This is a genomic window from Sphingomonas sp. PP-CE-1A-559, assembly GCF_004340965.1.
Classification (GTDB): Bacteria; Pseudomonadota; Alphaproteobacteria; order Sphingomonadales; family Sphingomonadaceae; genus Sphingomonas.
Genome location: NZ_SLYA01000002.1, coordinates 823,821 through 847,945 on the forward strand (window position 1 = coordinate 823,821; position 24,125 = coordinate 847,945).

General features: G+C 65.5%; 16 protein-coding genes and 1 riboswitch. Of the genes, 8 read left to right on the forward strand and 8 right to left on the reverse strand.

The annotated features are described in order from the left end of the window. Positions 1–104: 104 nt before the first annotated feature. The 4 genes from C8J42_RS09205 to C8J42_RS09220 all read right to left on the reverse strand — a co-directional run bounded on the left by C8J42_RS09205 (position 105) and on the right by C8J42_RS09220 (position 7,218). The gene (locus C8J42_RS09205) at positions 105–1,154 is read right to left on the reverse strand and encodes a HoxN/HupN/NixA family nickel/cobalt transporter (protein WP_133019746.1); all 1,050 of its coding nucleotides are present in this window, start codon (positions 1,152–1,154) and stop codon (positions 105–107) included. A 179-nt stretch (positions 1,155–1,333) separates the two neighbouring features. Further along, positions 1,334–1,551: riboswitch (cobalamin riboswitch) on the reverse strand. Between the two features lie 61 nt (positions 1,552–1,612). Further along, a complete protein-coding gene (locus C8J42_RS09210; RefSeq protein ID WP_207897091.1) occupies positions 1,613–3,721 on the reverse strand; it encodes a S9 family peptidase in 2,109 nt (702 codons plus the stop codon). Continuing rightward, positions 3,718–5,721 carry a S9 family peptidase gene (locus C8J42_RS09215; RefSeq protein ID WP_243644281.1) on the reverse strand — a complete coding sequence of 668 codons (2,004 nt, stop codon included), beginning with the start codon at positions 5,719–5,721 and terminating at the stop codon, positions 3,718–3,720. Before C8J42_RS09215 ends, C8J42_RS09210 begins: the two co-directional genes overlap by 4 nt. Before the next feature lie 126 nt (positions 5,722–5,847). Next, positions 5,848–7,218 carry a cytochrome P450 gene (locus C8J42_RS09220; RefSeq protein WP_133019747.1) on the reverse strand — a complete coding sequence of 457 codons (1,371 nt, stop codon included), beginning with the start codon at positions 7,216–7,218 and terminating at the stop codon, positions 5,848–5,850. A gap of 104 nt (positions 7,219–7,322) precedes the next feature. On the opposite strand from C8J42_RS09220, the gene C8J42_RS09225 reads away from it, so the two are divergent. Continuing rightward, positions 7,323–8,102: an SDR family NAD(P)-dependent oxidoreductase gene (locus C8J42_RS09225; RefSeq protein WP_133019748.1), complete on the forward strand. Its 780-nt coding sequence runs from the start codon at positions 7,323–7,325 to the stop codon at positions 8,100–8,102. A 157-nt stretch (positions 8,103–8,259) separates the two neighbouring features. On the opposite strand, the gene C8J42_RS09230 is transcribed toward C8J42_RS09225, so the two are convergent. Together C8J42_RS09230 and C8J42_RS09235 are read right to left on the reverse strand one after the other, a co-directional pair. After that, a complete protein-coding gene (locus C8J42_RS09230; RefSeq protein ID WP_133019749.1) occupies positions 8,260–9,879 on the reverse strand; it encodes a choline dehydrogenase in 1,620 nt (539 codons plus the stop codon). A 57-nt stretch (positions 9,880–9,936) separates the two neighbouring features. Next, positions 9,937–10,509, reverse strand: coding sequence for a TetR/AcrR family transcriptional regulator (locus C8J42_RS09235; RefSeq protein WP_165895463.1), 573 nt, complete (start codon positions 10,507–10,509; stop codon positions 9,937–9,939). 96 nt (positions 10,510–10,605) lie between these two features. On the opposite strand from C8J42_RS09235, the gene C8J42_RS09240 reads away from it, so the two are divergent. The 7 genes from C8J42_RS09240 (at position 10,606) to C8J42_RS09270 (ending at position 20,496) form a co-directional block, all read left to right on the forward strand. Continuing rightward, on the forward strand, positions 10,606–11,859 hold the full coding sequence (locus C8J42_RS09240) for an acetyl-CoA C-acetyltransferase (RefSeq protein ID WP_133019751.1): 1,254 nt from the start codon (positions 10,606–10,608) through the stop codon (positions 11,857–11,859). Beyond that, positions 11,859–13,397: an acyl-CoA synthetase gene (locus tag C8J42_RS09245; RefSeq protein WP_133019752.1), complete on the forward strand. Its 1,539-nt coding sequence runs from the start codon at positions 11,859–11,861 to the stop codon at positions 13,395–13,397. Before C8J42_RS09240 ends, C8J42_RS09245 begins: the two co-directional genes overlap by 1 nt. Continuing rightward, positions 13,394–14,491, forward strand: coding sequence for an acyl-CoA dehydrogenase family protein (locus C8J42_RS09250; protein WP_133019753.1), 1,098 nt, complete (start codon positions 13,394–13,396; stop codon positions 14,489–14,491). Before C8J42_RS09245 ends, C8J42_RS09250 begins: the two co-directional genes overlap by 4 nt. A 12-nt stretch (positions 14,492–14,503) precedes the next feature. Then, positions 14,504–15,709 (forward strand): acyl-CoA dehydrogenase family protein, encoded by a 1,206-nt coding sequence (locus C8J42_RS09255; protein WP_133019754.1) that lies wholly within the window; start codon positions 14,504–14,506, stop codon positions 15,707–15,709. 94 nt (positions 15,710–15,803) lie between these two features. Further along, positions 15,804–16,325, forward strand: a complete 522-nt coding sequence (locus tag C8J42_RS09260; protein ID WP_133019755.1) for a hypothetical protein — start codon at positions 15,804–15,806, stop codon at positions 16,323–16,325. 125 nt (positions 16,326–16,450) lie between these two features. Next, positions 16,451–17,869, forward strand: coding sequence for a coniferyl aldehyde dehydrogenase (locus C8J42_RS09265; protein WP_133019756.1), 1,419 nt, complete (start codon positions 16,451–16,453; stop codon positions 17,867–17,869). 230 nt (positions 17,870–18,099) lie between these two features. Continuing rightward, the gene (locus C8J42_RS09270; protein ID WP_133019757.1) at positions 18,100–20,496 is read left to right on the forward strand and encodes a TonB-dependent receptor; all 2,397 of its coding nucleotides are present in this window, start codon (positions 18,100–18,102) and stop codon (positions 20,494–20,496) included. 45 nt (positions 20,497–20,541) lie between these two features. On the opposite strand, the gene C8J42_RS09275 is transcribed toward C8J42_RS09270, so the two are convergent. Together C8J42_RS09275 and C8J42_RS09280 are read right to left on the reverse strand one after the other, a co-directional pair. Beyond that, the gene (locus C8J42_RS09275) at positions 20,542–22,521 is read right to left on the reverse strand and encodes a hybrid sensor histidine kinase/response regulator (RefSeq protein ID WP_133019758.1); all 1,980 of its coding nucleotides are present in this window, start codon (positions 22,519–22,521) and stop codon (positions 20,542–20,544) included. Position 22,522: 1 nt separating this feature from the next. Then, positions 22,523–24,034 (reverse strand): ATPase domain-containing protein, encoded by a 1,512-nt coding sequence (locus tag C8J42_RS09280; RefSeq protein ID WP_133019759.1) that lies wholly within the window; start codon positions 24,032–24,034, stop codon positions 22,523–22,525. Positions 24,035–24,125: the final 91 nt, after the last annotated feature.

A 24,125-nucleotide genomic window follows, 5' to 3' on the forward strand; every position in this document is an offset into this window, starting at 1 on the left:
GGAACAAACGTGATCGCCGTCCTCCCCCTCCGTCGCTTCGCGCCACCTCCCCCTGGCGGGGGAGGATCGAGAGCGCGTCGAGCTCGGGGAACAGAGGAGCTAGCTTATCCGTGCACGACTTCGATCTCGTCGAAGCGTTTCCAGCGGTAGATCGCGAAGCTCAGCACCCAGCAGAGCACGAACAGGCCGATGATCGCGAAGCCGAGGCCGTTGAAGTTCTCGCCGAGCGCCGTTGCGACGTCCCATATGCCGCCGGTGAAGCCGAGCTTCGATCCGAGCAGCGCCAGCGTCTCGATCCCGCCGATCGCGATCGCGACGATCGCGGAGATCAAGGTGATAGTGATATTGTAGTAGAGCTTGCGGATCGGCTTCACGAACGCCCATTCATAGGCACCGAGCATGACCACGCCGTCCGCGGTATCGACCAGCGCCATGCCGGTCGCGAACAGTACCGGAAGCACGAGGACGACACCGATTGAGAGACCGTCGGCGGCCTGGCTGGCAGAGAGGCCAAGGATCGCGACCTCTGTAGCCGTGTCGAAACCGAGTCCGAACAGGAAGCCGAGTGGCGCCATGTGCCAGCTCCGTGTGACCAGCCGGAACATCGGCCGGAACAGCCGCGCGAGCAGGCCGCGGTTGCCAAGGAGGAGGTCGAGGTCCTCCTCGACATAGGTGCCGCCGCCGCGGACATGGCCGAAGGTACGCCAGACCGAGCGCAGGATGATCAGGTTCATCGCCGCGATCGTGAACAGGAAGACGGCGGAAATAACGGTCGCGATGACGCCGCCGACCTGCTTGAACGCCTCGAACTGCGAGAGCGCGTTGGCGGTGAGCGCGATCGCGACGGCGGCGATCAGCACGATCCCCGAATGCCCGATCGCGAACCAGAAGCCGACCGCGATCGGGCGCTGGCCGTCCTGCATCAGCTTGCGCGTCACATTGTCGATTGCCGCGATGTGATCGGCGTCGACAGCATGGCGCAGTCCCAGTCCCCAGGCCAGCAACGCCGTGCCGAGCATCAGGGGTTGCGCGTGGAACAGCGAGAACGCCCAGCACCATGCGGCAATGTTGGCCGCGACCAGCCCTGCGAACATCCAGCCGATGCGCTTTCGTGTCGACCCCCGCGTCGGTCGTTCCATCGTCAAAGTCGTCATGCACAAACCCCGCAGCGTCCGACGAGGACCGGGGCCTGCCGCGAACGGCCGGGCCGTGCGACGACCGGACGCCATGAGCGGCCGACGCACGACGCCGATGCGGCCCCCGCCACATGGTCGTCGCTCAGCAGTGTCACGCGGCGGCGTTCACCGTGCCTCGGTCACCCCCTGGACCGGGACAAGAGCGACCAGACGCCGGCAGGTCTCCTGGCTCGCGGGTCAAAGCTCCTCGCCACGCCTTCCCAAGTCGTCGACCCAGTGGCTGCCCTCGCGAAAAGGGCTCGTGCGTCTCGCTCACCGCTTACAGTTGCAGGGACAGCCGCGGCATGGGACGGCGAACCGTCCGCACCGAATTCCCAATCAAGCCCTTCCGGGCACCGACGCGATCACGGGAAACGGCTGCAAGCCGCGTCCCGCACGATCGGTACCCTGCTTTGGGTCGCGTGCCAACGGTCGCGCTATTTCGCGAGGCCGAGCTGTTGCAGCATGAACGCCTGCCATTCCGAATTCTGGCGATAGCGTTCGAACCGGCCGGACTTGCCACCATGCCCGGCCTCCATATTGACGCGGAACAGCAGCGGGTTCTTGTCGGTCTTCAATTCGCGAAGTTTCGCTACCCACTTGGTCGGCTCGTAATATTGCACCTGGCTGTCCCATAGCCCGGTGCCGACATACAGCGCGGGATACGCCTTCGCCTTGACGTTGTCGTACGGCGAATAGCTCAGCATGTAGTCGTACGACGCCTTCTGCGCAGGGTTGCCCCATTCGTCATACTCGAACGTCGTCAATGGGATCGACGCGTCGAGCATCGTCGTCACCACGTCGACGAACGGCACCTGCGCGATGATCAGCTTGTAGTCGGCCGGCGCCATGTTCGCGACGCCGCCCATCAGCAGCCCGCCCGCGCTGCCGCCCATCGCCGCGACACGGTCCTTGGCGGCATATTTCTGCGCGACGAGATAGCGGGTGACGTCGATGAAGTCGGTGAAGCTGTTCTTCTTGTTGAGCAGATGCCCGTCGTCATACCAGCCACGGCCCATTTCCTGCCCGCCGCGGATGTGCGCGATCGCATAGACCACGCCGCGATCGAGCAGGCCTATACGGCCGGGATCGACGGCCGGATCGCTCGAAATGCCATAGCTGCCATAGGCGTATTGGAAGAGCGGCGCGGTGCCGTCGCGCTTCGGGCCCTTGGCATAGACCAGCGACACGGGGATCCGCGTGCCGTCACGAGCGGGCGCCCAGACGCGTTCGGTGACGTATTTCGCGGGATCATAGCCCGGCACCGGCGCGACCTTGAGCACGCGGCGCTCGCCGGTTTTCGCGTTGACCTCGTAGGTCGTGGTCGGGGTTACGAGCGAGCCGTAGGTGTAGCGCACCCACGGCGTCGCGGTCTCCTCGTTGACGTCGAGCGACATGCGATAGGCGGGCTCGTCGGCGGTCACCGGCGTCGACTTGCCTGCATCGCTCAGCACGCGGATCATCCGATTGCCGCCCTCGCGCTGGTCGATCGCGACGAAGCCGTCGAACGGCTTGAAGCCTTCGATGAAGACGGTGTCGCTGGCCGGCGTCAGGTCGCGCCATGCGGCGGTTCCCTTGGCCAGATCAGCGTCGGCGACGGTCACCAGCTTGTAGTTCTTCGCGGCCTTGTTGGTGCGGATGATCCAGCGATTGCCGATGTGATCCGCGCTGTAGCGGAACTCGCGCGCGCGTGGTGCGACGATCGTAAAACTGGTCGGGGCCGCGGCCGGGGCGCAGCGTTGCTCGTCGCTGACCGTGCTGCTCACGCCGATGCAAACGAACTTGTCGTCGGTGGTGCGCGAGACACCCATCGAATAGGTGTCGTCTTTCTCCTCGTACAGCAGCCGATCGCTGGCGACGGGCGTGCCGAGGACGTGTGCCTTCACGCGGTAGCCTCTGAGCGTGACCAGGTCCTTCTCGACGTACAGCACGGTCCTGTTGTCGTCCGTCCAGACGACGTTCGGCTCTATGTTCGAGACGGTGTCGGCAATCGTCGTGCCGGTCGCGAGGTCCTTCACCTTGAGCACGTATTGGCGACGGCCGACGGTGTCTTCGGCCCAGGCAACGCGACGGTTGTCCGGGCTCACTGCCCAGTCGCTCAGTGCGAAGAAGCTGTGGCCCTTCGCCATCGCCGGCTCGTCGAACAGCGTTTCGGCGCGCGCGGTGCGGCTGCCCTTGCGGCGCTCGAGGATCGGGTAGTCCGCGCCGGTCTGAAATCGCGAGCCGTAATAATAGCCGTTCTTCGCGTACGGGACCGAGCTGTCGTCCTGCTTGATGTGCGAGACGGTGTCTTCGTACAGCTTGGCCTGGAGCGGCTTCAGCGATGCGAGTTGCGCATCGGCATAGGCGTTCTCCGCGGCGAGATAGGCGAGCATCTCCGGGTTCTTTCGCGTGTCGTCGCGCAGCCAGTAATAATCGTCCTCACGCGCGCCGTTGGGCGAGGTTACCTGGAACGGTTTCTTCGCGACGCGCGGCGGCTGGACCTGCGCCACCGCCGCCGTCGAGACCAGCGCCACGCCGGCGAGCATCATGTACCGTGTCGTCATTGTGCTGCTCCCTGTGCCGGCGTCGTTGCGCCTGCCGGCTTCCGGTATCGATCGAACCAGGCGATGATCGCCGACGCTTTCGCCGCGGATTGCGACGGGCGAGCGGCAAGGCCACCGTGGCTCGCGCCCGGCACCTTCACCAGCGCGGTCGGCACGCCGCGGATCTGGAGCGCCGCGTAATATTGCTCGGATTCGCTGACCGGCGTCCGGTAATCGTCGCCGCCGACCACCACGAGCGTCGGCGTCTTGACGTTGCCGACCAGGCTGAGCGGCGAGCGGTTCCAATAGCTCATCGGATCCTCCCACGGCAGCTTGGTGAACCAGTAGCGCGAGGTGAACAACGTGTTGTCCATCGTCAGCGCCTCGCTGATCCAGTTGATCACCGGCTTCTGCGTCGCAGCGGCCTTGAACCGGTCGGTCTTGCCGACGATCCACGCGGTCAACAGCCCGCCGCCCGAACCGCCGGTCACGAACAGGTTGTCGGGATCGGCCGTACCGTCCGTGATCGCCGCATCGACCGAGGCGATCAGGTCGTCGTAATCCGCGGCGGGGTAGGTCTTGTCGATCAGGTTGGCGAACTCGGCGCCGTAGGAGGTCGAGCCGCGCGGGTTGGTCCAGAGCACCGCGTAGCCGGCGGCGGCGTAGAGCTGCATGTCGGTCGCGAAGCCGGGGCCGTAGGCGGCGTTCGGGCCGCCGTGGATCTCGAGGATCAGCGGTACGCGCTGGCCTGCGACACGGCTCGGCGGGGTCGCGAGCCACGCGTCGATCGGGCGGCCATCGGGCGCGGTCACTGCGATCTTCCGTACCTGCGCGAGCGCCTTCGATCCGGTTAGCACCGCGTTCAGCGTCGTCAGGCGTCGCGGTTTGCCGCCCGCCAGCACCCAGACGTCGGCGGGGGCGCTCGCATCGCCGCCGGTATAGGCGATCGTGCCGCCCTTCGAGACCGAGAACTCACCGCCGGTATAAGGCCGGTCGAGCCCGCCGCCCGCGACGTTGTCGATCAGCGGCGTGACGCGACCATCGACACCGACGCGTGCGACGCGGCGCTGGCCGTGATCGTCGTAGCTCGCATACAGGCTGCGGCCGTCGGCGGACCACACCGCGTCTTCGATCGCGCGGTCGAGTGTCGCGGTGAGCGAGCGCGGCGAGGCCGCGTCACGGTCGCCGACATAGAGTTGCGTGTTCTCGTAGCTGCGACGCTTGTCGTCGAAACCGAGCCACGCGATCTTCGCGCCATCCGGCGACACGCGCGGCTGCGCGTCGGGGCCGTCGCGCGTAGTCAGCGTCCGCATCGTGCCGCTCGTCGCGTCGACCGCGATCACGTCGGAATTCATTACCTGGCGGTTGGCGGCGGGCCCGCGGATCGCGGCGAAGACGACGCTGCGGCCGTCGGGCGTCCATGACAGGGGGCCGCCATCGTCGAACTTGCCGTATGTCAGCTGCCGCGCGGCGCCGCCGTCGGCGCCGACCACGAAGAGGTGGTCGTAGCCCGGCTTCACATAGCCCGGCCCGTCGTTGCGGTAGTTGACCCGATCGATGATCGTCAGCGGCTCGGCCCATTTCGCGCCCTCGGGCTTGGGCGGTTGCGTGCCGAGCTTGGTCCCCTCGCCCGCCACCGTCGCGATGTACGCGAGCTTGGTGCCGTCCGGCGACCAGGCGAGCGCCTGCGGATCGCCGGGGAAGCTCGTGACCCGCGCGCTTTGGGCGCCGCCGATCCAGCGGACGAACAGCTGCGATCCCTCGCCATCGCGCGCGGCGTAAGCAATGCGCGCTCCGTCGGGTGACCAGCGCGGGCTGCTGCCGTCGGTGGCGAATGGGGTCTGGCGCCCACTTGCGACGTCGATCAGCCAGAGCGACGATTGCATCTTGTCGGTCATCACGTCGCCCGTGCGGCGGACGTAGACGATCGTCTTGCCATCCGGGCTGATCTGCGGGTCCGCCGCGATCGTCAGGCCGAACAGATCGCTGCCGGTGAAGCTGCGCGTCGGGCCGTCGGGCACGGGGGCAGGTACCGGCGCGGCCGGTTGTTGCTGGGCATAGGCCGGCGTCGCCGCGAGCAGGAGGAGGGCAAGGGTCAAGCGCAACGAACGGCTCCTTCGAATGAACCGCGCGAAGATGACACACTATTACGGGGTGGCAAGCGGTACGAACGTCACCGGCAAACCATCCTTCGGGCGCGGGATCGGGAAGACCTGCCACGCGTCGCCGCTGCCCGCCGCCGCCTCGATCCGGTAGCGCGTGAGCAGATGCGCGATCAGCAGTCGCATCTGCATCGTCGCGAAGTGCAAGCCGATGCACATGTGCGCGCCGCCGCCGAACGGCACCCAGGCGAACCGGTGGCGGCCCTTCGACGCTTCGGGCGTGAAGCGAAGCGGGTCGAACTTGTCGGGATCGGGCCAATGTTCGGCCATCCGGTGCGTATAGGTAATGCCCGTGCCGACGTTCGTGCCCGCCGGGATATCGAACCCGCCGAAGCTGAAATCTTTGAGCGCGCGCCGCGGGATCGACGGGACCGGCGGCATCATCCGCAGCGATTCCTTGAACGCATATTCGGTGAGGACGAGGCGATCGAGTTGCTCGGTCAGCGGCACATGCGGGTCGAGCGCGGCGACCTCCTCGCGCAACCGCTCCTGCCAATCCGGGTTGCGCGCGAGCAGCATCACGAGGCTGGTCGCGGACGAGGTAATCGTGTCGTGCGCGGCCATCATCAGGAAATTCATGTGGTCGGCGATCGCCAGCGCGGTCAGCGGCGCACCGTCGTCATCGGTCGCGCGGCAGAACTGCGAGAAGAAATCCTGGCCGTCGCCGGTTCGGCGCGCGGGGATCTCGCGCTCGAAGAAGTCGACCAGATACGCGCGGGCACGCACGCCCTTGCGCATCTGCGTGCCGGGCCAGGGCTTGCGGATCGGCGAGACGCTCGCCTGCACCTCGTCGACGAACGCCTGGTTGATCCGGTCCGCCTCCGCGCCAAGCGGCACGCCGAGGAAGCTCGTCGCGGCGAGATCGAGCGTGAGCTTTTTCACCACATCGTAGAAGCGCAAGGTCTGCCCGGCCCAGCCGCCGATCGCGGCCTCGATCCCGGCATCTAGCTCAGTCGCATAATGCCGCATCGGCTCGGGCTTGAACGCGACCGACAGCGCCTTCCGGTCAGCGCGGTGCTTGTCGAAATCCATCAGCATCAGGCCGCGCGGGAACAGCAGATTGAGCAGCGGGCCCCAGCCCTGTTCGGACGAGAAGATCTTGTCGCGATCGAACAGCACCAGTTCGTTCGCGTCGGGGCCGAGCAGGTTCACGCCGGTGCCGCCGAGCGCGCGATTGCGATAGATTGGGCCGTACCGCGCCGCCATGCCTTCCGAGAACGCGATCGGATCGGCGAGCAACTTGAACGTGTTGCCGACGAACGGCAGGCCGTTGCTTCCCGGAATATGATCGAGCGCGCCCTTGGGCTGGCGCGGAAGCCAGTGCGGGCTGGCATTCTGCAACATGGCGTGGCTCATCGTCGGATCCTCAGCGACATGCCGGCTTGGCAAGCCTCGAATACCGGCATAACTATTGTTCTGCAACCGGGGCGCGGACCTCGGGGCTTTGACAGGAGAGATGCATGGACCTCGCAAACACTGCAGCCGTCGTGACCGGCGGCGCGTCGGGCCTTGGTGCCGCCACGGCGCGCGCGCTGGCCGCCAAGGGGGTGAAGGTGGCGATCTTCGACCTCCAGGCGGACAAGGGCGAAGCGCTCGCGGACGAGATCGGCGGGGTGTTTTGCAAGGTCGATGTCACGTCCGACGACAGCGTCGATGCTGGGTTCGCGGCGGCGCGCGCGGCGCATGGCCAGGAGCGGATCCTGGTCAATTGCGCGGGGACGGGGAACGCGGCGAAGACTGCGGGGCGATCGAAGCAGGACGGCTCGATCAAGCATTTCCCGCTCGATGCGTTTGATCGGATCATCCAGATCAACCTCGTGGGCACGTTCCGTTGTCTCGCGAAATCGGCGGCGGGGATGTTGACGTTGGCGCCGGGTGAAGACGGCGAGCGTGGCGCTATCGTCAACACCGCGAGTGCAGCGGCGGAGGACGGCCAGATGGGGCAAGCCGCGTATTCGGCGTCGAAGGCCGGCGTGGTCGGCATGACGCTGCCGATCGCGCGCGACCTGATGAGCGAGGGGATCCGGGTGAATACGATCCTGCCGGGGATCTTCGACACGCCTTTGTTGGCCGCCGCGCCGCAGCAGGTGCGCGATGCGCTGGCGGCATCTGTGCCGTTTCCGAAGCGGCTCGGGCGGCCGGAGGAGTTCGCGGCGCTGGCGCTGACGATGATCGAGTGCGGGTATTTCAATGGGGAGGATGTGCGGCTGGATGGCGCGATCCGGATGGCGCCGCGGTAACGCGTCTGAACATTGGTTCATAAGAAACACCACCCCGGCGGAGGCCGGGGCCCAGTTGGGGAACGTTGCTGACGAGGAGCTGCGCTCCGTTACTGCGACCTTTCCAACTGGGCCCCGGCCTTCGCCGGGGTGGCGGCAGGCTGAAGAGCGGTTGCCCTCAGGCCGCCCGCGCCAGTTGCCGCCCCTTGATCATGTCCGCCGCCTTTTCCGCGATCATGATCGTCGGCGCGTTGGTGTTCGATCCGATCAGTGTCGGCATCACCGAGGCGTCCACCACCCGCAACCCCTGGAGCCCACGCACGGCCAAGGTCGCGTCGACCACCGCCAGCGCGTCGTCTGCGGTGCCCATCTTGCACGTCCCGACCGGATGGTAGATCGTCTCCGCGGTCCGCCTTACCCAGGCGTCTATCTCGTCGTCGGTCCGCACGTCCTCGCCCGGCGATAATTCCCCCGCACGGTAAGGGTCGAGCGCCGCTTGGCGTGCCACGTCGCGACCGATCCCGATGCAGGCGCGCATCACCCGACGATCTTCCGCGGTCGCGAGATAGTTCGCGACGATCGTCGGATCGGCGAACGGATCGGCGGAGCGGAGCCCGATCCGTCCCCGGCTTTCGGGGCGCAACTGGCATAGATGCAGCGTGAAGCCGTCCTCGGTCGCCTTGACCTTGCCGTGATCCTGCATGATCGCGAGCACTGCGTGGATCTGCACGTCGGGCCGCGACAGCCCCTCGCGCGACGACACGAACGCACCCGCTTCGAGGAACTGCTGCCGCCCCGCCCCCTTGCCGCGCAACAGGTAATTGAGCCCGACGCCGATCATCCCGACGCCCTTGGTCATCGCGTACCCGGTCCGCAGCCCGCGCGATTTCCAGTTCATCACGACGTCGAGATGGTCCTGCAAATTCTCGCCGACACCGGGCAGCGCGTGCATTACGCCGACTCCCGCCGCGGTCAGCCGATCCGGATCGCCGATCCCCGATAGCTGAAGGATGTGCGGCGACTGCACCGCCCCCGCGCACAGCAGTACCTCGCGCGTCGCCGTCACGCTCTCCTTCCGCCCGCCCTTGTCGAGCACGTAATCGATGCCGGTCGCACGCCCCTTGTCGATCCGGATCCGCGTCGTCCGCGCGCCCGTGACACAGGTCAGGTTGCGCCGAGACAGCACCGGCCGCAGATACGCCGCCGCCGTGCTCCACCGCTTCCCGTCCGCGACCGTCAGGTCGTAGCGCCCGAACCCCTCCTGGCTCGCGCCGTTGAAATCCTCTGTCACCGGATAGCCCGCCTGCCGACCTGCCTCGACCAGCGCGTCGTAGAACGGACTGTCCGACTCTCCGCCCGAGATCGTCAGTGGCCCTCCGCCACCGTGCAGGTCGCACTCGCCGCGGTGATGCCCCTCGAGCCGCTTGAAATACGGCAGCACGTCGTCGAACGACCAGCCCGGCAGACCCATCTGCCGCCACTCGTCATAGTCCTGCGGATGGCCTCGCGTGTAGATCATGCCGTTGATCGACGAGCTGCCGCCAAGCCCCTTGCCACGCGGCCACCACAGGCGACGGTTGTCGAGATGGGGCTCGGGCTCGGTCGAGAAGCCCCAGTTGCTCGCATTCTTGCTCTTGATGAGTTCGCCGACCCCCGCCGGCATTCGCACCAGCACGCCGTCGTTGCGTCCGCCCGCCTCGAGCAGCAGCACCGTCACGTCGGGGTCCTCCGTCAGTCGCGCGGCGAGCACGCAGCCGGCCGAGCCCGCGCCGATAATTACGTAGTCATACGTCTGCATGCCCGCATCCTCTTGTTCGCGCTCCGCTTTTTTACGGAGTCGCGTCAGTCCACTACGCTAGCGCTCGCACAGCAGTGTCAGCAATCCCTCGCGAACGACGCTGCGCTCAATCTCTTCGGCGGCATGGACCTGGCTGAGGCCGATCGCCAACAGCGCATAGCTGCGAATCCCCGCCTCGGCAGGCGCGAACCCATGCGCCACGAGTTGCTCGACGAGGAACGCCATTACCGTGTCGTCATGCTCGCGGATCGCCGCGGCCACCCGCGCGTCGCTTTTCGCCCAGGCCCGCATCGCCAAGGCCAGCTGGGCCATGTCGTGGTCGCGAACGTGATCCGCGAACGCACGAATGCGCTCGACCGGTGGAAGCTCCGACGCGGACAGCGTGACGATCAACGGATCGATATGCGCTTCGACGAAATATCCTGCGAGCGCCGCATGATACCCATCGAAGTCCTTGAAATGATGATAGAAGCTTCCCGTCGACGCACCAAGCGCTTGCGCTAGACCGCGAAGCTTCAGCGCGCGGAGCCCGCCATTCTTCAGCAACTGCAAGCCGATTTCCAACCAGTCGCGCGGCGCCAGATCTGCGCGTGGTGCCGCCCCGTCTTCCAACAATACCCTGCTTGACAAGCCATTCCCCATAACGAATGTTACGTCGTACCGAAGCCGGACGCAATCCGGCATCAGGCACCACGACCGAACCGGCGGGTGCAACAGGAGAGCGATGTGGCCGAGGCACTGATCATCGACGCCGTCCGTACCCCGCGCGGTATCGGCAAGACCGGCAAGGGCGCGCTTGCGCACATGCACCCCCAACATCTCGCCGCGACCGTCCTGAAGGCGATTGCCGAGCGAAACAAGCTGGATACCGCCGATGTCGACGACATCATCTGGTCCACGTCCACTCAGCGTGGCGAGCAGAGCGGCGATCTTGGGCGGATGGCGGCGCTCGATGCGGGGTATGACGTCAAGGCGAGCGGGACGACGCTCGACCGGTTCTGCGGCGGCGGGATTACGGCCGTGAACTTCGCCGCGGCGCAGATCATGAGCGGGATGGAAGACCTCGTCATCGCCGGCGGTACCGAGATGATGTCGCTGACCACGACGATGATGCAGGACGACATGGCCGCGGGGAAGCGCCTGCTCGGGATCGGTTCGGACAACGCGAGGCTTGATGCCGCACATCCGCAATCGAACCAGGGTATCTGCGCCGACGCGATCGCCAGCATCGAGGGGATCGACCGCGAAACGCTCGAAGCGCTCGGGCTTGAGAGCCAGCGTCGCGCGGCGGTTGCGATCGCCGAAGGGCGGTTCGATCGCAGCCTCGTCCCGGTCACCGACGATTCCGGCGCGCTGGTGCTCGAAAAGGACGAATACCCGCGTCCCGACACGACCGCCGAGGGCCTCGCGGCGTTGCGCCCCTCGTTCGCCGGGATCGCCGACGTGCCGCTCGACGACAAGGGCACGACGTACCGCAAGCAGATCAACCGGCGCTATCCCGACGTCGATATCAAGCACGTCCATCATGCCGGCAACTCGTCGGGCGTGGTCGACGGCGCCGCCGCCGTGCTGCTCGCCAGCGCCGACTATGCCGCCAAGCATGGCCTCAAACCCCGCGCGCGGATCGTTGCGATGGCGAACATGGGGGACGACCCGACGCTGATGCTCAACGCGCCCGTCCCTGCGGCGCGGAAGGTGCTCGCGAAGGCTGGGCTCACCGTCGACGACATCGACCTGTGGGAGATCAACGAGGCGTTCGCGGTGGTCGCGGAGAAGTTCATCCGCGACCTGAAACTCGACCGCGACAAGGTGAACGTCAACGGCGGGTCGATCGCGCTCGGCCATCCGATCGGCGCGACCGGGGCGATCCTGATCGGCACGATATTGGACGAGCTCGAACGCCGCGACCTGAAGCGCGGGCTCGTGACGATGTGCGCGGGCGGCGGGATGGCGCCGGCGATCATCATCGAGCGCGTCTGATGCACCCCGTCGCGCATGCGCTGACGAGCCCCGACAAGCCCGCCTACATCATGGCGGCGACAGGCGAGACGGTGACGTATCGCGAGCTCGACGTCCGCGCGAACCGGGGCGCGCACCTGCTCCGCTCGCTCGGGCTCAAGCGCGGCGACGGTATCGCGGTGCTGATGGACAATTCGCCGCGCTATTTGGAGGTGATGTGGGCGGCGGAGCGGACCGGCGTTTATTGCACCTGCTTGTCGTCGAAACTCACCGCGAGCGAGGCGGCGTACATCATTCGCGATGGCAATTGCCGCGTGCTGATCGCGAGCAAGGGGTGCGGCGAGGTTGCCGCCGCGCTGGTACCGATGATCGACGACGTGCGCCGCTACGTGGTCGACGGCGCGATCGACGGGTACGCGTCCTACGAAGCCGCGCGCGACACGAAGCCCGCGACGCCAGTCGCCGACCCTTCGCCGGGCGGCATCCTGCTTTATTCCTCGGGCACCACCGGTAAGCCCAAGGGGGTGAAACACGCGCTCTCGGACGAGCCGTTCGGGACCAACGTCTCGCCACTCGTGATGCTCGGCAAGGGGCTGTACGGGTTCACGCCCGAGATGGTCTATCTCTCGCCCGCGCCGCTCTATCACGCTGCACCCTTGCGCTGGTCGATGGCGGTGCACCAGGTCGGCGGCACCGTCGTCGTGATGGAGCATTTCGATCCCGAAGCTGCGCTCGCTGCGATCGAACGCTACCGGATCACGCACGCGCAATGGGTGCCGACCCACTTCATCCGCCTGCTCAAGCTCCCGGCCGAAGTCCGAACGCGCTACGACGTGTCGTCGCTGAAGGCGGTGTGGCACGCCGCCGCGCCCTGCCCGCTTCCGGTCAAGCAGGCGATGATCGACTGGTGGGGCCCGATCATCGGCGAATATTACGCGGGTACCGAAGGCAACGGATTCTGCGCGATCTCCAGCGCGGAGTGGCTGGCGCACAAGGGCTCGGTCGGCCGCAACCTGACCGCGCAGACGATGATCTGCGACGACGAAGGCAACGCACTCCCCGCGCGCTCCGAAGGCGACGTCTACTTCGCAGGCGGTGGGGTGTTCGAATATCACAACGACCCCGCCAAGACCGCGGAAGCCGCCAACGCGCACGGCTGGACGACGCTCGGCGACGTCGGCTGGCTCGACGAGGAGGGCTATCTCTACCTTACCGACCGCAAAAGCTTCATGATCATCTCGGGCGGCGTGAACATCTACCCCGCCGAGATCGAGAACCTCCTCGTCACGCATCCGAAAGTCGCCGATGTCGCGGTGATCGGCGCGCCCGACGACGAGATGGGCGAGCAGGTGGTGGCGATCGTCTGCCCCGCCGACCCGACCGAGGATCGCGCGCAACTCGCCGCCGAACTCAGCGCGTTCGCCCGCGCCAACCTCAGCCACGTCAAGGCGCCGCGCCGGATCGACTTTCGCGAGACACTGCCGCGGCACGAGACGGGGAAGCTCTACAAGCGCCTGCTCCGCGACGAATATTGGGCGCAAGCCAAGGAGTCCGCATGAACTTCGATTATTCCGACGACCAAAAATTCCTCAAGGACGAAGCGCGCAAGTTCCTGTCCGCGCACTGCGGCAGCGACCGTGTCCGCGCGGTGCTCGACGACGCCACCAAAGCCTATGACGATGAGTTGTGGAAAGCGGTCGGCGCCCAAGGCTGGCTGGGTGCAGCAATCCCCGAGGAGTTCGGCGGGCTCGGACTCGGGCACATCGAACTCTGCGCGATTGCCGAGGAACTCGGGCGAGCCTGCGCACCGATCCCGTTCGCCTCGACCGTCTATTTCGTCGCCGAAGCGCTGACGCTGTACGGCAGCGACACCCAGAAGGTCCGATGGCTGCCGAGGATCGCGGCGGGCGACGTCATCGCCGCGTTCGCTACCTCCGAAGGCGCCGGCCCGGTCACCGCGCGCTCGGTGCGCACCACCGTCTCCGGTGGCAAGCTCACCGGTGACAAGATCCCCGTCACCGACGGCGACGTCGCCGACCTGATCGTCGTCCTTGCGCGCGACGGCCTCTACCTCGTTGAGAGGGGGTTGGGCGTCACCGCGGAAGTCCTTGAAACACTCGACCCGACCCGCAGCGCCGGCCGCCTCACCTTCACCGACGCCCCGTGCGAGAAACTCGGCACCGACGACGGCATCGCCGCGATGCAGGCAGTGTTCGATCGCGCCGCCGTCCTCCTCGCGTTCGAGCAACTCGGCGGCGCGGATCGCTGTCTTGAGATGGCGAAAGGCTATGCGCTCGATCGCTATGCGTTCGGCCGGCAGATCGGCGGGTACCAGGCGATCAAGCACAAGCTCGCCGACATGTACGTGAAGAACGAACTCGCGCGCTCGAACGCGTATTACGGCGCGTGGGCGCTGAACGCGGGCGCCGCCGAACTGCCGCTCGCCGCCGCCACCGCGCGCGTCGCTGCCTCTGACGCCTATTGGTTCGCGTCGAAGGAGAACATCCAGACGCATGGCGGGATGGGCTTCACATGGGAGTCCGACTGCCACCTCTATTACCGCCGCTCGCGCCAGCTCGCGCTCGTCGCCGGCAGCCCCGCGGCGTGGCGCGAACGCCTCGTCGGCCAACTCGAAATGCGCAACGCCGCCTGATCGGAGCAGCACATGGACTTCAAGGACAGCGACGCCGAAGCCACCTACCGCGCCGCCGCGCGCGATTGGCTCGACGCCAACATCGCCGAACACGACGCCGGCCATTACCCCGATGACATGGCCAAGGCGAAGGCATGGCAAGCGCGCAAGGCGGCCGGCGGCTATGCGTGCATCACCTGGCCGCAGGAATGGGGTGGTGGCGGCGGCACCCCGATCGAAAGCGTCATCTTCGGCCAGGAAGAAGCGCGCCACGCGGTCGACGGCAGCTATTTCACGATCGGCCTCGGCATGTGCGTGCCGACCGTGATGGCCTATGCCGACGACGCGACCAAGCACCGCTTCGTCGGCCCCGCGGTGCGCGGCGACGAGATCTGGTCGCAGCTCTTCTCCGAACCCGCCGGCGGCTCGGACGTCGCCGCGATCCGCACCCGAGCGGTCAGGGACGGCGACGACTGGGTGATCAACGGGCAGAAGGTCTGGACCTCGGGCGCGCATTACAGCGACTACGGGATCGTCCTCGTCCGCACCAATCCCGACGTGCCAAAGCACCAGGGACTGACGATGTTCTGGCTCGACCTCAAGGCGCCCGGCATCGAGATCCGCCCGATCCACCAGATGTCCGGCGGGTCGAGCTTCAACGAGGTCTGGTTCGAGGACGTCCGGATTTCCCACGCACAGCGCCTCGGCCCCGTGGACGGCGGCTGGAAGGTCGCGCTGTTCACGCTGATGAACGAGCGTCTCGCGATCGGCACGAGCGGCGGCGTTGGACCCGAGGACATCCTGGCCTTCGCCGCCCAGGCCAACGGCGCAGACGGCCCACTGCTGAAGGATGCCGCGTTCCGCCAGACGCTTGCCGACTGGTGGGTGCAATCCGAAGGCCTGCGCAACACCCGGATGCGGACGATCACCGCGTTGTCGAAGGGTCAGGTGCCCGGCCCCGAAAGCTCGATCGGCAAGATCGTCGCCGCCAACCAGTTGCAGGCGATCGGCAACACCGCGGTCGAGGTGGGCGATCAATACGGCATCATATCCGACCCCGCGCTCAGTCCGCTGAAAGGCGCGTTCCACGCCGCGACGATGTGGGCACCGGGACTGCGCATCGCAGGCGGCACCGACGAGATCCTCAAGAACATCATCGCCGAACGCGTCCTAGGCCTTCCCGGTGAAATCCGCGTCGATAAGGATCAGGCGTTTCGGGATTTGCCGGTGGGGGCGTAAACATTTGATCGGTTACGTATATGATACGCGTTTACGGGGTAAATGTGCTTAGCACTTACTATTAGGGCTAATTTCAGCCGATGACGGAGGTGGGGTGGCTAATCTCATTACATGGTTAGAAACTCACCAAGCCTTGTCAGGATGGGCACAGTTTGCTGGCGCCATAATTGCCTTAGCGATAACCTACTTCACCGCCTTCGCGCCACATTGGCAAAGGCGTAAGCAGTTGAAAAATGCAGCAGGTCGCCTTTTACAAAACAGTTACGAGGTTATCGAGAGCTACCATCGGACATCAGCCAACTTCTTGCCTACCGCCCTATCAGTGCGCGCTGCGGGATTGAGCATGATCTCGGTCGCAAGCGAAATAGACCGATTTCCTATATTTGAACTTAGAAACCAGGGACCCCGCTCGGCTGCCCGCAATTTGGTCGCTTCGGGAAGCTCTCTCAAATTACTGAACCTTTTTCTCGAATCGATAGCCATAGATTTGGTCGGCCGAGAGGGAACGCCAGAAGAACGAGAACATATTAGAGCCTTAGTTTTTGGTCAGCTCAAACTAATTGAGGATATGATTACGGGTAAAGAATTACAACGACCAGTATGGCCCGTTCAATAGTATATCGCCAATTTTTGCATTTTTATAAGAATAAAAGCATTATCCTAAACATCGATAAAGGCCCGAGATTTAAATACAATTCAACATCGTATTAATCGCCGACCACTATCCACAGGAACACTCTGATGACTGACCTGCAAACCATCCTCACAGCCCAGCGTGATGCCTTCATGGCCGAGCTTCCCGTCACCAAGGCCGTCCGCCTCGATCGGCTAAAGCGCGCGGCGGCTATGGTGCGGGACAATGCTGCGGCGTTCTGCGACGCGGTATCGGAGGATTTCGGGCACCGTAGCCGCGAGCAGACTATGATCACCGATATCGGCGCTTCGCTTGCGCCCATCGCGCATGCCGCGAAGCATCTCGATCGGTGGTTGCGGCGGGAGCGGCGCGCGGTCCAGTTTCCGCTCGGTCTGCTCGGCGCGAGAGCGTGGGTCGAATACCAGCCAAAGGGTGTCATCGGCATTATCGCGCCGTGGAATTTCCCGGTTAACCTCCTGATGGCGCCGCTCGCGGGCGTACTCGCCGCGGGCAATCGCGCGATGGCGAAGACGAGCGAGTACACGCCCGCGACGGCCGCGCTGTTCGAGGAGGTTGTGCCGAAGTATTTTGCGCAGGACGAATTTGCCGTCATCTCGGGCGGTGCGGATGTCGGCCAGGCGTTCTCCGCGCTGCCGTTCGACCACCTCATTTTCACCGGCGCGACCGCGATCGGGCGCCACATCCTCCACGCCGCTGCCGACAACCTGACGCCGGTCACGCTCGAACTCGGCGGCAAGTCGCCCGTCATTCTTGGCGCATCGGCGGACATCGCGAAGGCCACCGAACGCGTGACGCTCGGCAAGATGATGAACGCGGGGCAGATCTGCCTCGCGCCCGATTACCTGCTCGTGCCCTCCGCAAACGAGGCGCAGGTCGTCGACGGCATCAAGGCGGCGGCCAGCGCGATGTACCCCACGCTGCTCGCCAATGCCGACTATACGTCGGTGGTCAACGATCGGCACCACCAGCGCCTCACCGACTGGATCGCCGACGCCCGCGCGAAGGGGGCGACGGTCGAGGTCGTGAACCCGGCCAACGAGGATTTCGGCGCAGCCAATTCGCGGAAGATGCCGCTGCACATCGTCCGCGATGCGACCGACGACATGATCGTGATGCAGGAGGAGATCTTCGGCCCGGTCCTGCCGATCCGCCGCTACGACGGGATCGACGACGCGATCGCGCAGGTGAACCGCCGCGATCGTCCGCTCGCGCTCTATTATTTCGGCACCGACGACACCGAGCGCCGACGGGTGATGGACCGGACGATCTCGGGCGGCGTGACGCTCGACGACGTGATCTTCCACGTCTCGATGGAGGACCTTCCCTTCGGCGGCAGCGGGCCGTCGGGGATGGGCGCGTATCACGGCATCGATGGCTTCCGCACGTTCAGCCATGCGCGGGCGGTCTACAAGCAGTCGAAACTCGATGTGGCCAAGCTTGCCGGGCTCAAGCCGCCTTATGGTGCGGCGGCGGCGAAGACGATCGCGCGGATGATGCGGGGGTGATGGCTATCGTGACTGGCACACGTGCCCTCACCCTTCCCGCAGCCAAGTAGCCGCGGGCCCCTTCCCTCTCCCCGTCGAGAGAGGGAGGTCGGTCATCCCGTTGGGCGAGGCATTCGGGTCACTACCGTAACAATATCGCCGACCGTCTCGAAATCGTCTTCGATCTGTCGCCGACGCGTCACGTCGATCAGCAAAGGGCCGCTGAGCGCCGTCGCGCTTCAGGGGACATCATGCAGACCATATCGTCGCTTTTCGCCGGTGTCGCACTCGCGGCGCTCGCCACGCCTGCCGCGTTTGCCCAGGCCGCACCGGAAACTCCGGTAGCTGCGCCGGCAGAAGTCCAAGCCGATCCGGCACCCGAGACATCGTCCGACATCGTCGTGCTCGGCTTCGGCCAGAGCCGCCAGGTCCAGAGCGTCAGCGCCGTCGATCTCGCGCGCCTCACCCCCGGGTCGAGCCCGTTGAAGGCGATCGAGAAGCTTCCCGGCGTCAATTTCCAGGCATCCGACCCGTTCGGCGCGTATGAATGGGCGGTCCGCATTTCGCTGCGCGGGTTCAACCAGAACCAGCTCGGCTTCACGCTCGACGGCGTTCCGCTCGGCGATATGAGCTACGGCAACGTCAACGGCCTGCACATCAGCCGCGCGATCATCTCCGAGAACGTCGCCCGCACCGAAGTCGCGCAGGGCGCCGGCGCGCTCGGCACCGCATCGACCAGCAATCTCGGCGGCACGATCCAGTTCTTTAGCGACAAGCCGCGCGACACCGCGAACGTCACCGGCGGCGGCACCTATGGTTCGGACAGCACCTATCGCGGTTATGCGCGGATCGACAGCGGCGATCTCGGCGGCGGTCTGAAGGGCTATCTGAGCTACGGCTACCTCACCACCGACAAGTGGAAGGGCGACGGCGTCCAGCGCCAGCATCAGGCGAACGGCAAGATCGTCAAGGATCTGGGCAGCTTCGGCAGCCTGTCCGCGTTCGTGAACTTCTCCGATCGTCGCGAGCAGGATTACCAGGATCTCAGCTACGACATCATCCGCCGCCGTGGCCTGCGGAACGACAACATCGCCGACAACTATCCGCTCGCGCTGCAGATCGCGAAAACCTACCAAAACCAAGGAGCGCTCGCGACCTATACGAAGGCGAACAACGGCTCTTCGGTCGGCTTCGTCGCACCGTGGGCCGGCGTCGGCACGACCTTCCCGACCGGGTTTGGCACGGTCGACGATGCGTATTTCGATGCTGGTGGCGTGCGGCGCGATTACCTGGGTGGCGTCACGCTCGACGCTAACCTCACGCCCGAGCTGACGATGACCACGACCGGCTACTATCACAACAACAAGGGTCAGGGGTCGTGGATCACGCCCTATTCGCCGACCCCGGCGGGTGCGCTGAACCAGGACGGCAGCGCGATTACCGCGCCCAGCCCGCTGGGCTTCCGCACGACCGAATACAGCATCAAGCGTGGCGGAGCGCTCAGCAACATCGCTTATGAGACCGGCGCGAACACCTTCGAGATCGGTGGCTGGCTCGAGACCAACACCTTCACGCAGGCACGGCGCTTCTACGGGATGACGGACAGCGCGGAGCCGAACCGCGACGTGCTGAAGTTCCAGAAGAATTCCTACGCGACGCAGTGGGACGGCAAATACGGCACCGACACGATGCAGTATCATGTCGAGGACACGCTGAAGCTCATCAACGACCGCCTGATCGTCAACGCCGGGTGGAAGGGCGCCTATGTCGTCAACAGCGCGACGATGCTGCCCGATACGACCTCGCCGCTCTCGGTCGGCCGTATCTCGGCCAAGGACTGGTTCCAGCCACAGGCCGGCATATTGTTCAAGCTGACCCCGGCGGCGGAAGTGTTTGCCGACTATACCGAGAACATGCGCGCGTTCGTCTCGTCGGCGACCACCGGACCGTTCGCGGCGACGCAGGCCGGCTTCAACGCCGTCCGCGGCCGCCTCAAGCCCGAGCGCTCGAAGACCGCGGAGGGCGGCGTCCGTTTGCACATCGGACCGTTCCAGGCCTCTGCAGTCGGCTATTATGTCGACTTCTCGAACCGCCTGCTCGCGTTTGCGAACGGTGTCGGCATCCTCGGCAACGCACCGACGCTCAACAATGCGGGCAGCGTGCGCACGTACGGTGCCGAAGTCTCCGCCAATTACCGCATCTTCCGCCCGCTCTCGCTGTTCGCGAGCTATTCGTACACCAACGCTGAATATCAGGACACGGTCACCGACGCGTCCGGCTCGGTCCAAGTCCGCAAGGGCGATACCGTCGTCGATACGCCCAAGCACATGGTCAAGGGCGAGATCGTGCTCGAACAATCGGGCTTCACCGGCCGGGTCGGCGCGGATTACATGAGCAAGCGCTACTTCACCTATCTCAACGACCAGTCGGTGCCGAGCCGCGTTCTGGTCGACGCGAGCATCGGTTATCGGTTCGAGGGCGACGGCGCGCTCCACGGCGTCGCAATCGAGGGCAACGTGACCAACCTTACCAACAAGAAGTATATTTCGACGATCGGGTCGAACGGCTTCACCGCGAGCGGCGACAACCAGACGCTGCTCGCCGGCGCGCCGCGGCAGTTCTTCGTTTCGTTGAAGAAGGGCTTCTAAAGTCCAAAAGGATGTCGGACCGGGCGAGGTTCGCCCGGTCCGATCTCACTCGACCGCGCGCAGCTTCGGGCGGCCCGGCGGCGACTGGCGCAGCAGTTCGTCGACCCGCGCGGCGAGATCCGTCTGGCGAAACGGCTTCGATAAACGGGTGACCCCCTCGGGCACGTCCTCGCCCGCCGCGGCATAGCCGGTCACCAGCAAAGCCGGGATGCGATTGCCCGACGACCAGAGTTCGGTGATGAGTTGCCCACCTGTCATCCCCGGCATCAGATAATCGCTGACCAATATATCCGCATCGACGCCGGACCGGATCGCCGACAACGCCTGGCTGGCGGAGGGGACCTCGACGACGACATAGCCGATGTCGCGCAGCATGTCGGCGGTCGCGGCGCGTACCAAGTCCTCGTCGTCGACAAGCAAAACCTTCGCCGCACGCCGCGCGATGACCGGCTCGGCGGTGTTCTCGACCGTCTCGGTCGCCGCTTCCTCGGTTGCCGGCAGCCAGAGCTCGACGGTCGTGCCTGAGCCGGGTTCGCTGGTCAGGCGGAGCGTGCCGCCCGACTGCGCAGCGAGGCCGTGGACCATCGACAGCCCCAGTCCGGTGCCCTTGCCGACGCCCTTGGTGGAGAAAAACGGCTCGGTCGCGCGTGCGAGCGTGGCGCGGTCCATGCCCACGCCGGTATCGATCGCAGCGATCCGGACGTAGCGGTCCGGCGCAAGGCCGACCACGTTGCGATCGTCGACGACGACTTCGCTTACCGTCAGGGTGAGCTTGCCGCCACCGGGCATAGCATCGCGCGCGTTGATCGCGAGGTTGAGCAGTGCGAGTTCGAGTTGATTGGGATCGACGCGTGCCGACGAGAGGTGCCGCGGAATCTCAAGCGTCACTGCGATCGACGGCCCCAGCGACCGCCGCATCAGGTCGACCAGCCCGTCGATCAGTGCGCCGATATCGACCGCGCGCGGTTGCAGAGCCTGACGCCGGGCGAATGCCAACAACCGCTGCGTCAACGTCGCGGCCCGCTCCGCCGCTTGCAACGCGCCGCCGATCATCCGCTGCGTACGCTCGTCATCCTTATGCCGTCGCCGCAGCAGATCGAGGCTGCCGACGATCGGCGTCAGCAGATTGTTGAAATCGTGCGCGACACCGCCGGTCAGCTGGCCGATCGCGTCCATCTTCTGCGCCTGCGCGAGTTGCGCGTCGGCTTCCTTGCGATCGGTGACGTCGGAAACCACGCCGGTCATCCGCGCGGCCTTGCCGGCATCGTCATACTGGACGCGCCCCTTGGCGACGAGCCACCGTGACGCACCGTCGGCCGCATCGATGCGGTACTCGACATCGATAACGCCGGTTCGGGTCGCCTCGGTCATCGCGCGCGTGACGATACCGCGTTGCTTCACGTCGATATGGCTCAGGAACGTTTCCATGGTCCAGTCGGGCCGGCCTTCCGGATAGCCATAGATCGCATCGTGCCGCAGCGTCCGTCGGGACTCGCCGGTCGTCAGATCGATGTCCCAGCTTCCCATGCCGGCAGCTTCGAGCGCGATCTCCAGGCTCTCGCGGGCCGATCGCAACTCGCTGGTCCGGTCGAGCACCGCCCGTTCAAGCGTCACCGCGACATCGCGCAACTCATACTGCCGCCGCCGCGCCGTCAGCGCCGACCGGATCGCGCCCAGCATCGCCTCGGCGTGCAGCGGTCGTTCGAGCAACAGGACATTGCCGAGATCGGCAAGCCGCTGCGTGGCGCGTGCACTGCGCGGCGTGCGGGTCCCGTTCGCAAGTACGACGAACTGGATATCGGCCCAATTGGGTTGCGCCGCCACCCATCCCGCGAGCGACGCGACCTCCTCCGTGATCAGGGCTTCCTCGGTCAACATGACCGCCCCGGCCCCCTTTGCCAGTTCGACGAGCAGCTCGGCCTGGTCGCGACAGACGAAGGCTACGATGTCGTTGCGACCAAGCAGGTCCGACGCGATCGCCGCATCGCGCCCGCGCGGCGCCAGGATCAGGACGCGATCGTCCATATCAGCTGCGAATATCCTGGATCCCCATCCGGCTGGCCATCAACGTCTTTCCTTCGCCCGAGAATGTCGGAACACCCGTCAGCACGCCCTGGAATTCGCGAAGGGGCTCGCCGACCAGCAATCCGTTGCTACCAATCTGAAACTCCCGGATCGTGCGTTCGTGCCGTGCGGTACGCGTCTTGATCACCGAAATCGCCTGCCGCACCTCGCCATGCGCCTCGAAATAGCGGAGCTGGACGATCGTATCGGACAGATAGCTGAGGTCGACGTCAGAGCGAACGTCCCCGGTGATCCCGTGCAGGCCAAGGATCAGCAGGCTGACGATCCCCTTCTGACCGAGATACGTCAGCATCTCGTGCATCTGCAGGATCAGGAACTGTTCGTTCGGCATCGCCTGAAGGTAGGCATTGAGGCTGTCGATGACGACTATCTTAGCCTTGTGCTGCTCGACCGCAGCCCGCACCGCACCGGAGAACTCGCCCGGCGACATCTCGGCCGGATCGATCGCGCGTAGTTCGAGCTGCCCATTCTCGACGAACGGCATCAGGTCCATACCAAGCGACGCGCTCCGCTTCAGCAACGTCGGCAATCGCTCGTCGAACAGGAAATACGCAGCCCGCTCGCCACGTTTCAACGCTGCGATCATCGACTGCACCGACGCAGTCGTCTTCCCGACACCGGCCGGCCCAGTCAGCAACGTCGCGGTGCCGGGGATGAGCCCACCGCCCAGCAGCGTGTCGAGTTCGGTCGACCCGGTCGATACGGCATCGTCCGAATATTTCATGACGTGTTCGGACGCAATCAGGCGCGGATACACACACAACCCGCCGCGTTCGATCTCGAAGTCGTGATAGCCACCGCGATACCGTACGCCGCGCATCTTCACGACATGCATGCGACGACGTTGCGCACCGAATCCCGACAAGGTTTGCTCGAGCGAGATCACGCCGTGCGCGATGCTGTGCAACTGGAGATCACTGCCCGACCCGCTCTTGTCGTCGAGGAACAGCACGGTGCAGGCCCGCGTCGAGAAGAAGTGCTTGAGCGCGAGGATCTGGCGGCGATAGCGGATCGGGCTCTGCGCGAGCAGGCGCAGTTCGGAAAGGCTGTCGATCACCACGCGCTTGGGCCGAAGCTCGTCGACCTTCGCCATCACGTCGCGGATCGTCTCGCCGAGTTCGACCTCGCTAGGGTGCAGCAACGTCTGCTCGTGATCCTCGCCAAAACCGTCGGCCGGGACCATCTCGAACAGCGACAGCGAATCCAGCGACCAGCCGTGCGTCTGCGCCACTGCGCGCAACTCGACTTCGGTCTCGGCCAGCGTGATGTACAGCCCTGCCTCGCCGACCGATGCGCCCGTGAGCAGGAAGCCGAGCCCCAGCGTCGTCTTGCCCGTGCCAGGCGTACCCTCAACCAGGTACATCCGATCCGGCGTCAGCCCCCCATTCAGAATGTCGTCGAGCCCGTCGATACCGGTCCGTGCGAGCGCCGGTAATTGTCCGTTCAGTGCCAAGTGGCAGTCCTTCCTGTGATCGTACCGCGCATGGTGCGACCATATGTTCTCGTTCTAGGTTATAACCGGCGTATCGCATAGCCTTACGGTC

Excerpts from the sequence above, each read along its gene's own strand:
- C8J42_RS09245 (WP_133019752.1), top strand. The coding sequence starts at position 11,859 with ATGCACCCCGTCGCGCATGCGCTGACGAGCCCCGACAAGCCCGCCTAC.
- C8J42_RS09275 (WP_133019758.1), bottom strand. The coding sequence starts at position 22,521 with ATGGACGATCGCGTCCTGATCCTGGCGCCGCGCGGGCGCGATGCGGCG.
- C8J42_RS09220 (WP_133019747.1), bottom strand. The coding sequence starts at position 7,218 with ATGAGCCACGCCATGTTGCAGAATGCCAGCCCGCACTGGCTTCCGCGC.
- C8J42_RS09255 (WP_133019754.1), top strand. The coding sequence starts at position 14,504 with ATGGACTTCAAGGACAGCGACGCCGAAGCCACCTACCGCGCCGCCGCG.
- C8J42_RS09270 (WP_133019757.1), top strand. The coding sequence starts at position 18,100 with ATGCAGACCATATCGTCGCTTTTCGCCGGTGTCGCACTCGCGGCGCTC.
- C8J42_RS09205 (WP_133019746.1), bottom strand. The coding sequence starts at position 1,154 with ATGACGACTTTGACGATGGAACGACCGACGCGGGGGTCGACACGAAAG.
- C8J42_RS09250 (WP_133019753.1), top strand. The coding sequence starts at position 13,394 with ATGAACTTCGATTATTCCGACGACCAAAAATTCCTCAAGGACGAAGCG.
- C8J42_RS09210 (WP_207897091.1), bottom strand. The coding sequence starts at position 3,721 with ATGACGACACGGTACATGATGCTCGCCGGCGTGGCGCTGGTCTCGACG.
- C8J42_RS09265 (WP_133019756.1), top strand. The coding sequence starts at position 16,451 with ATGACTGACCTGCAAACCATCCTCACAGCCCAGCGTGATGCCTTCATG.
- C8J42_RS09225 (WP_133019748.1), top strand. The coding sequence starts at position 7,323 with ATGGACCTCGCAAACACTGCAGCCGTCGTGACCGGCGGCGCGTCGGGC.
- C8J42_RS09230 (WP_133019749.1), bottom strand. The coding sequence starts at position 9,879 with ATGCAGACGTATGACTACGTAATTATCGGCGCGGGCTCGGCCGGCTGC.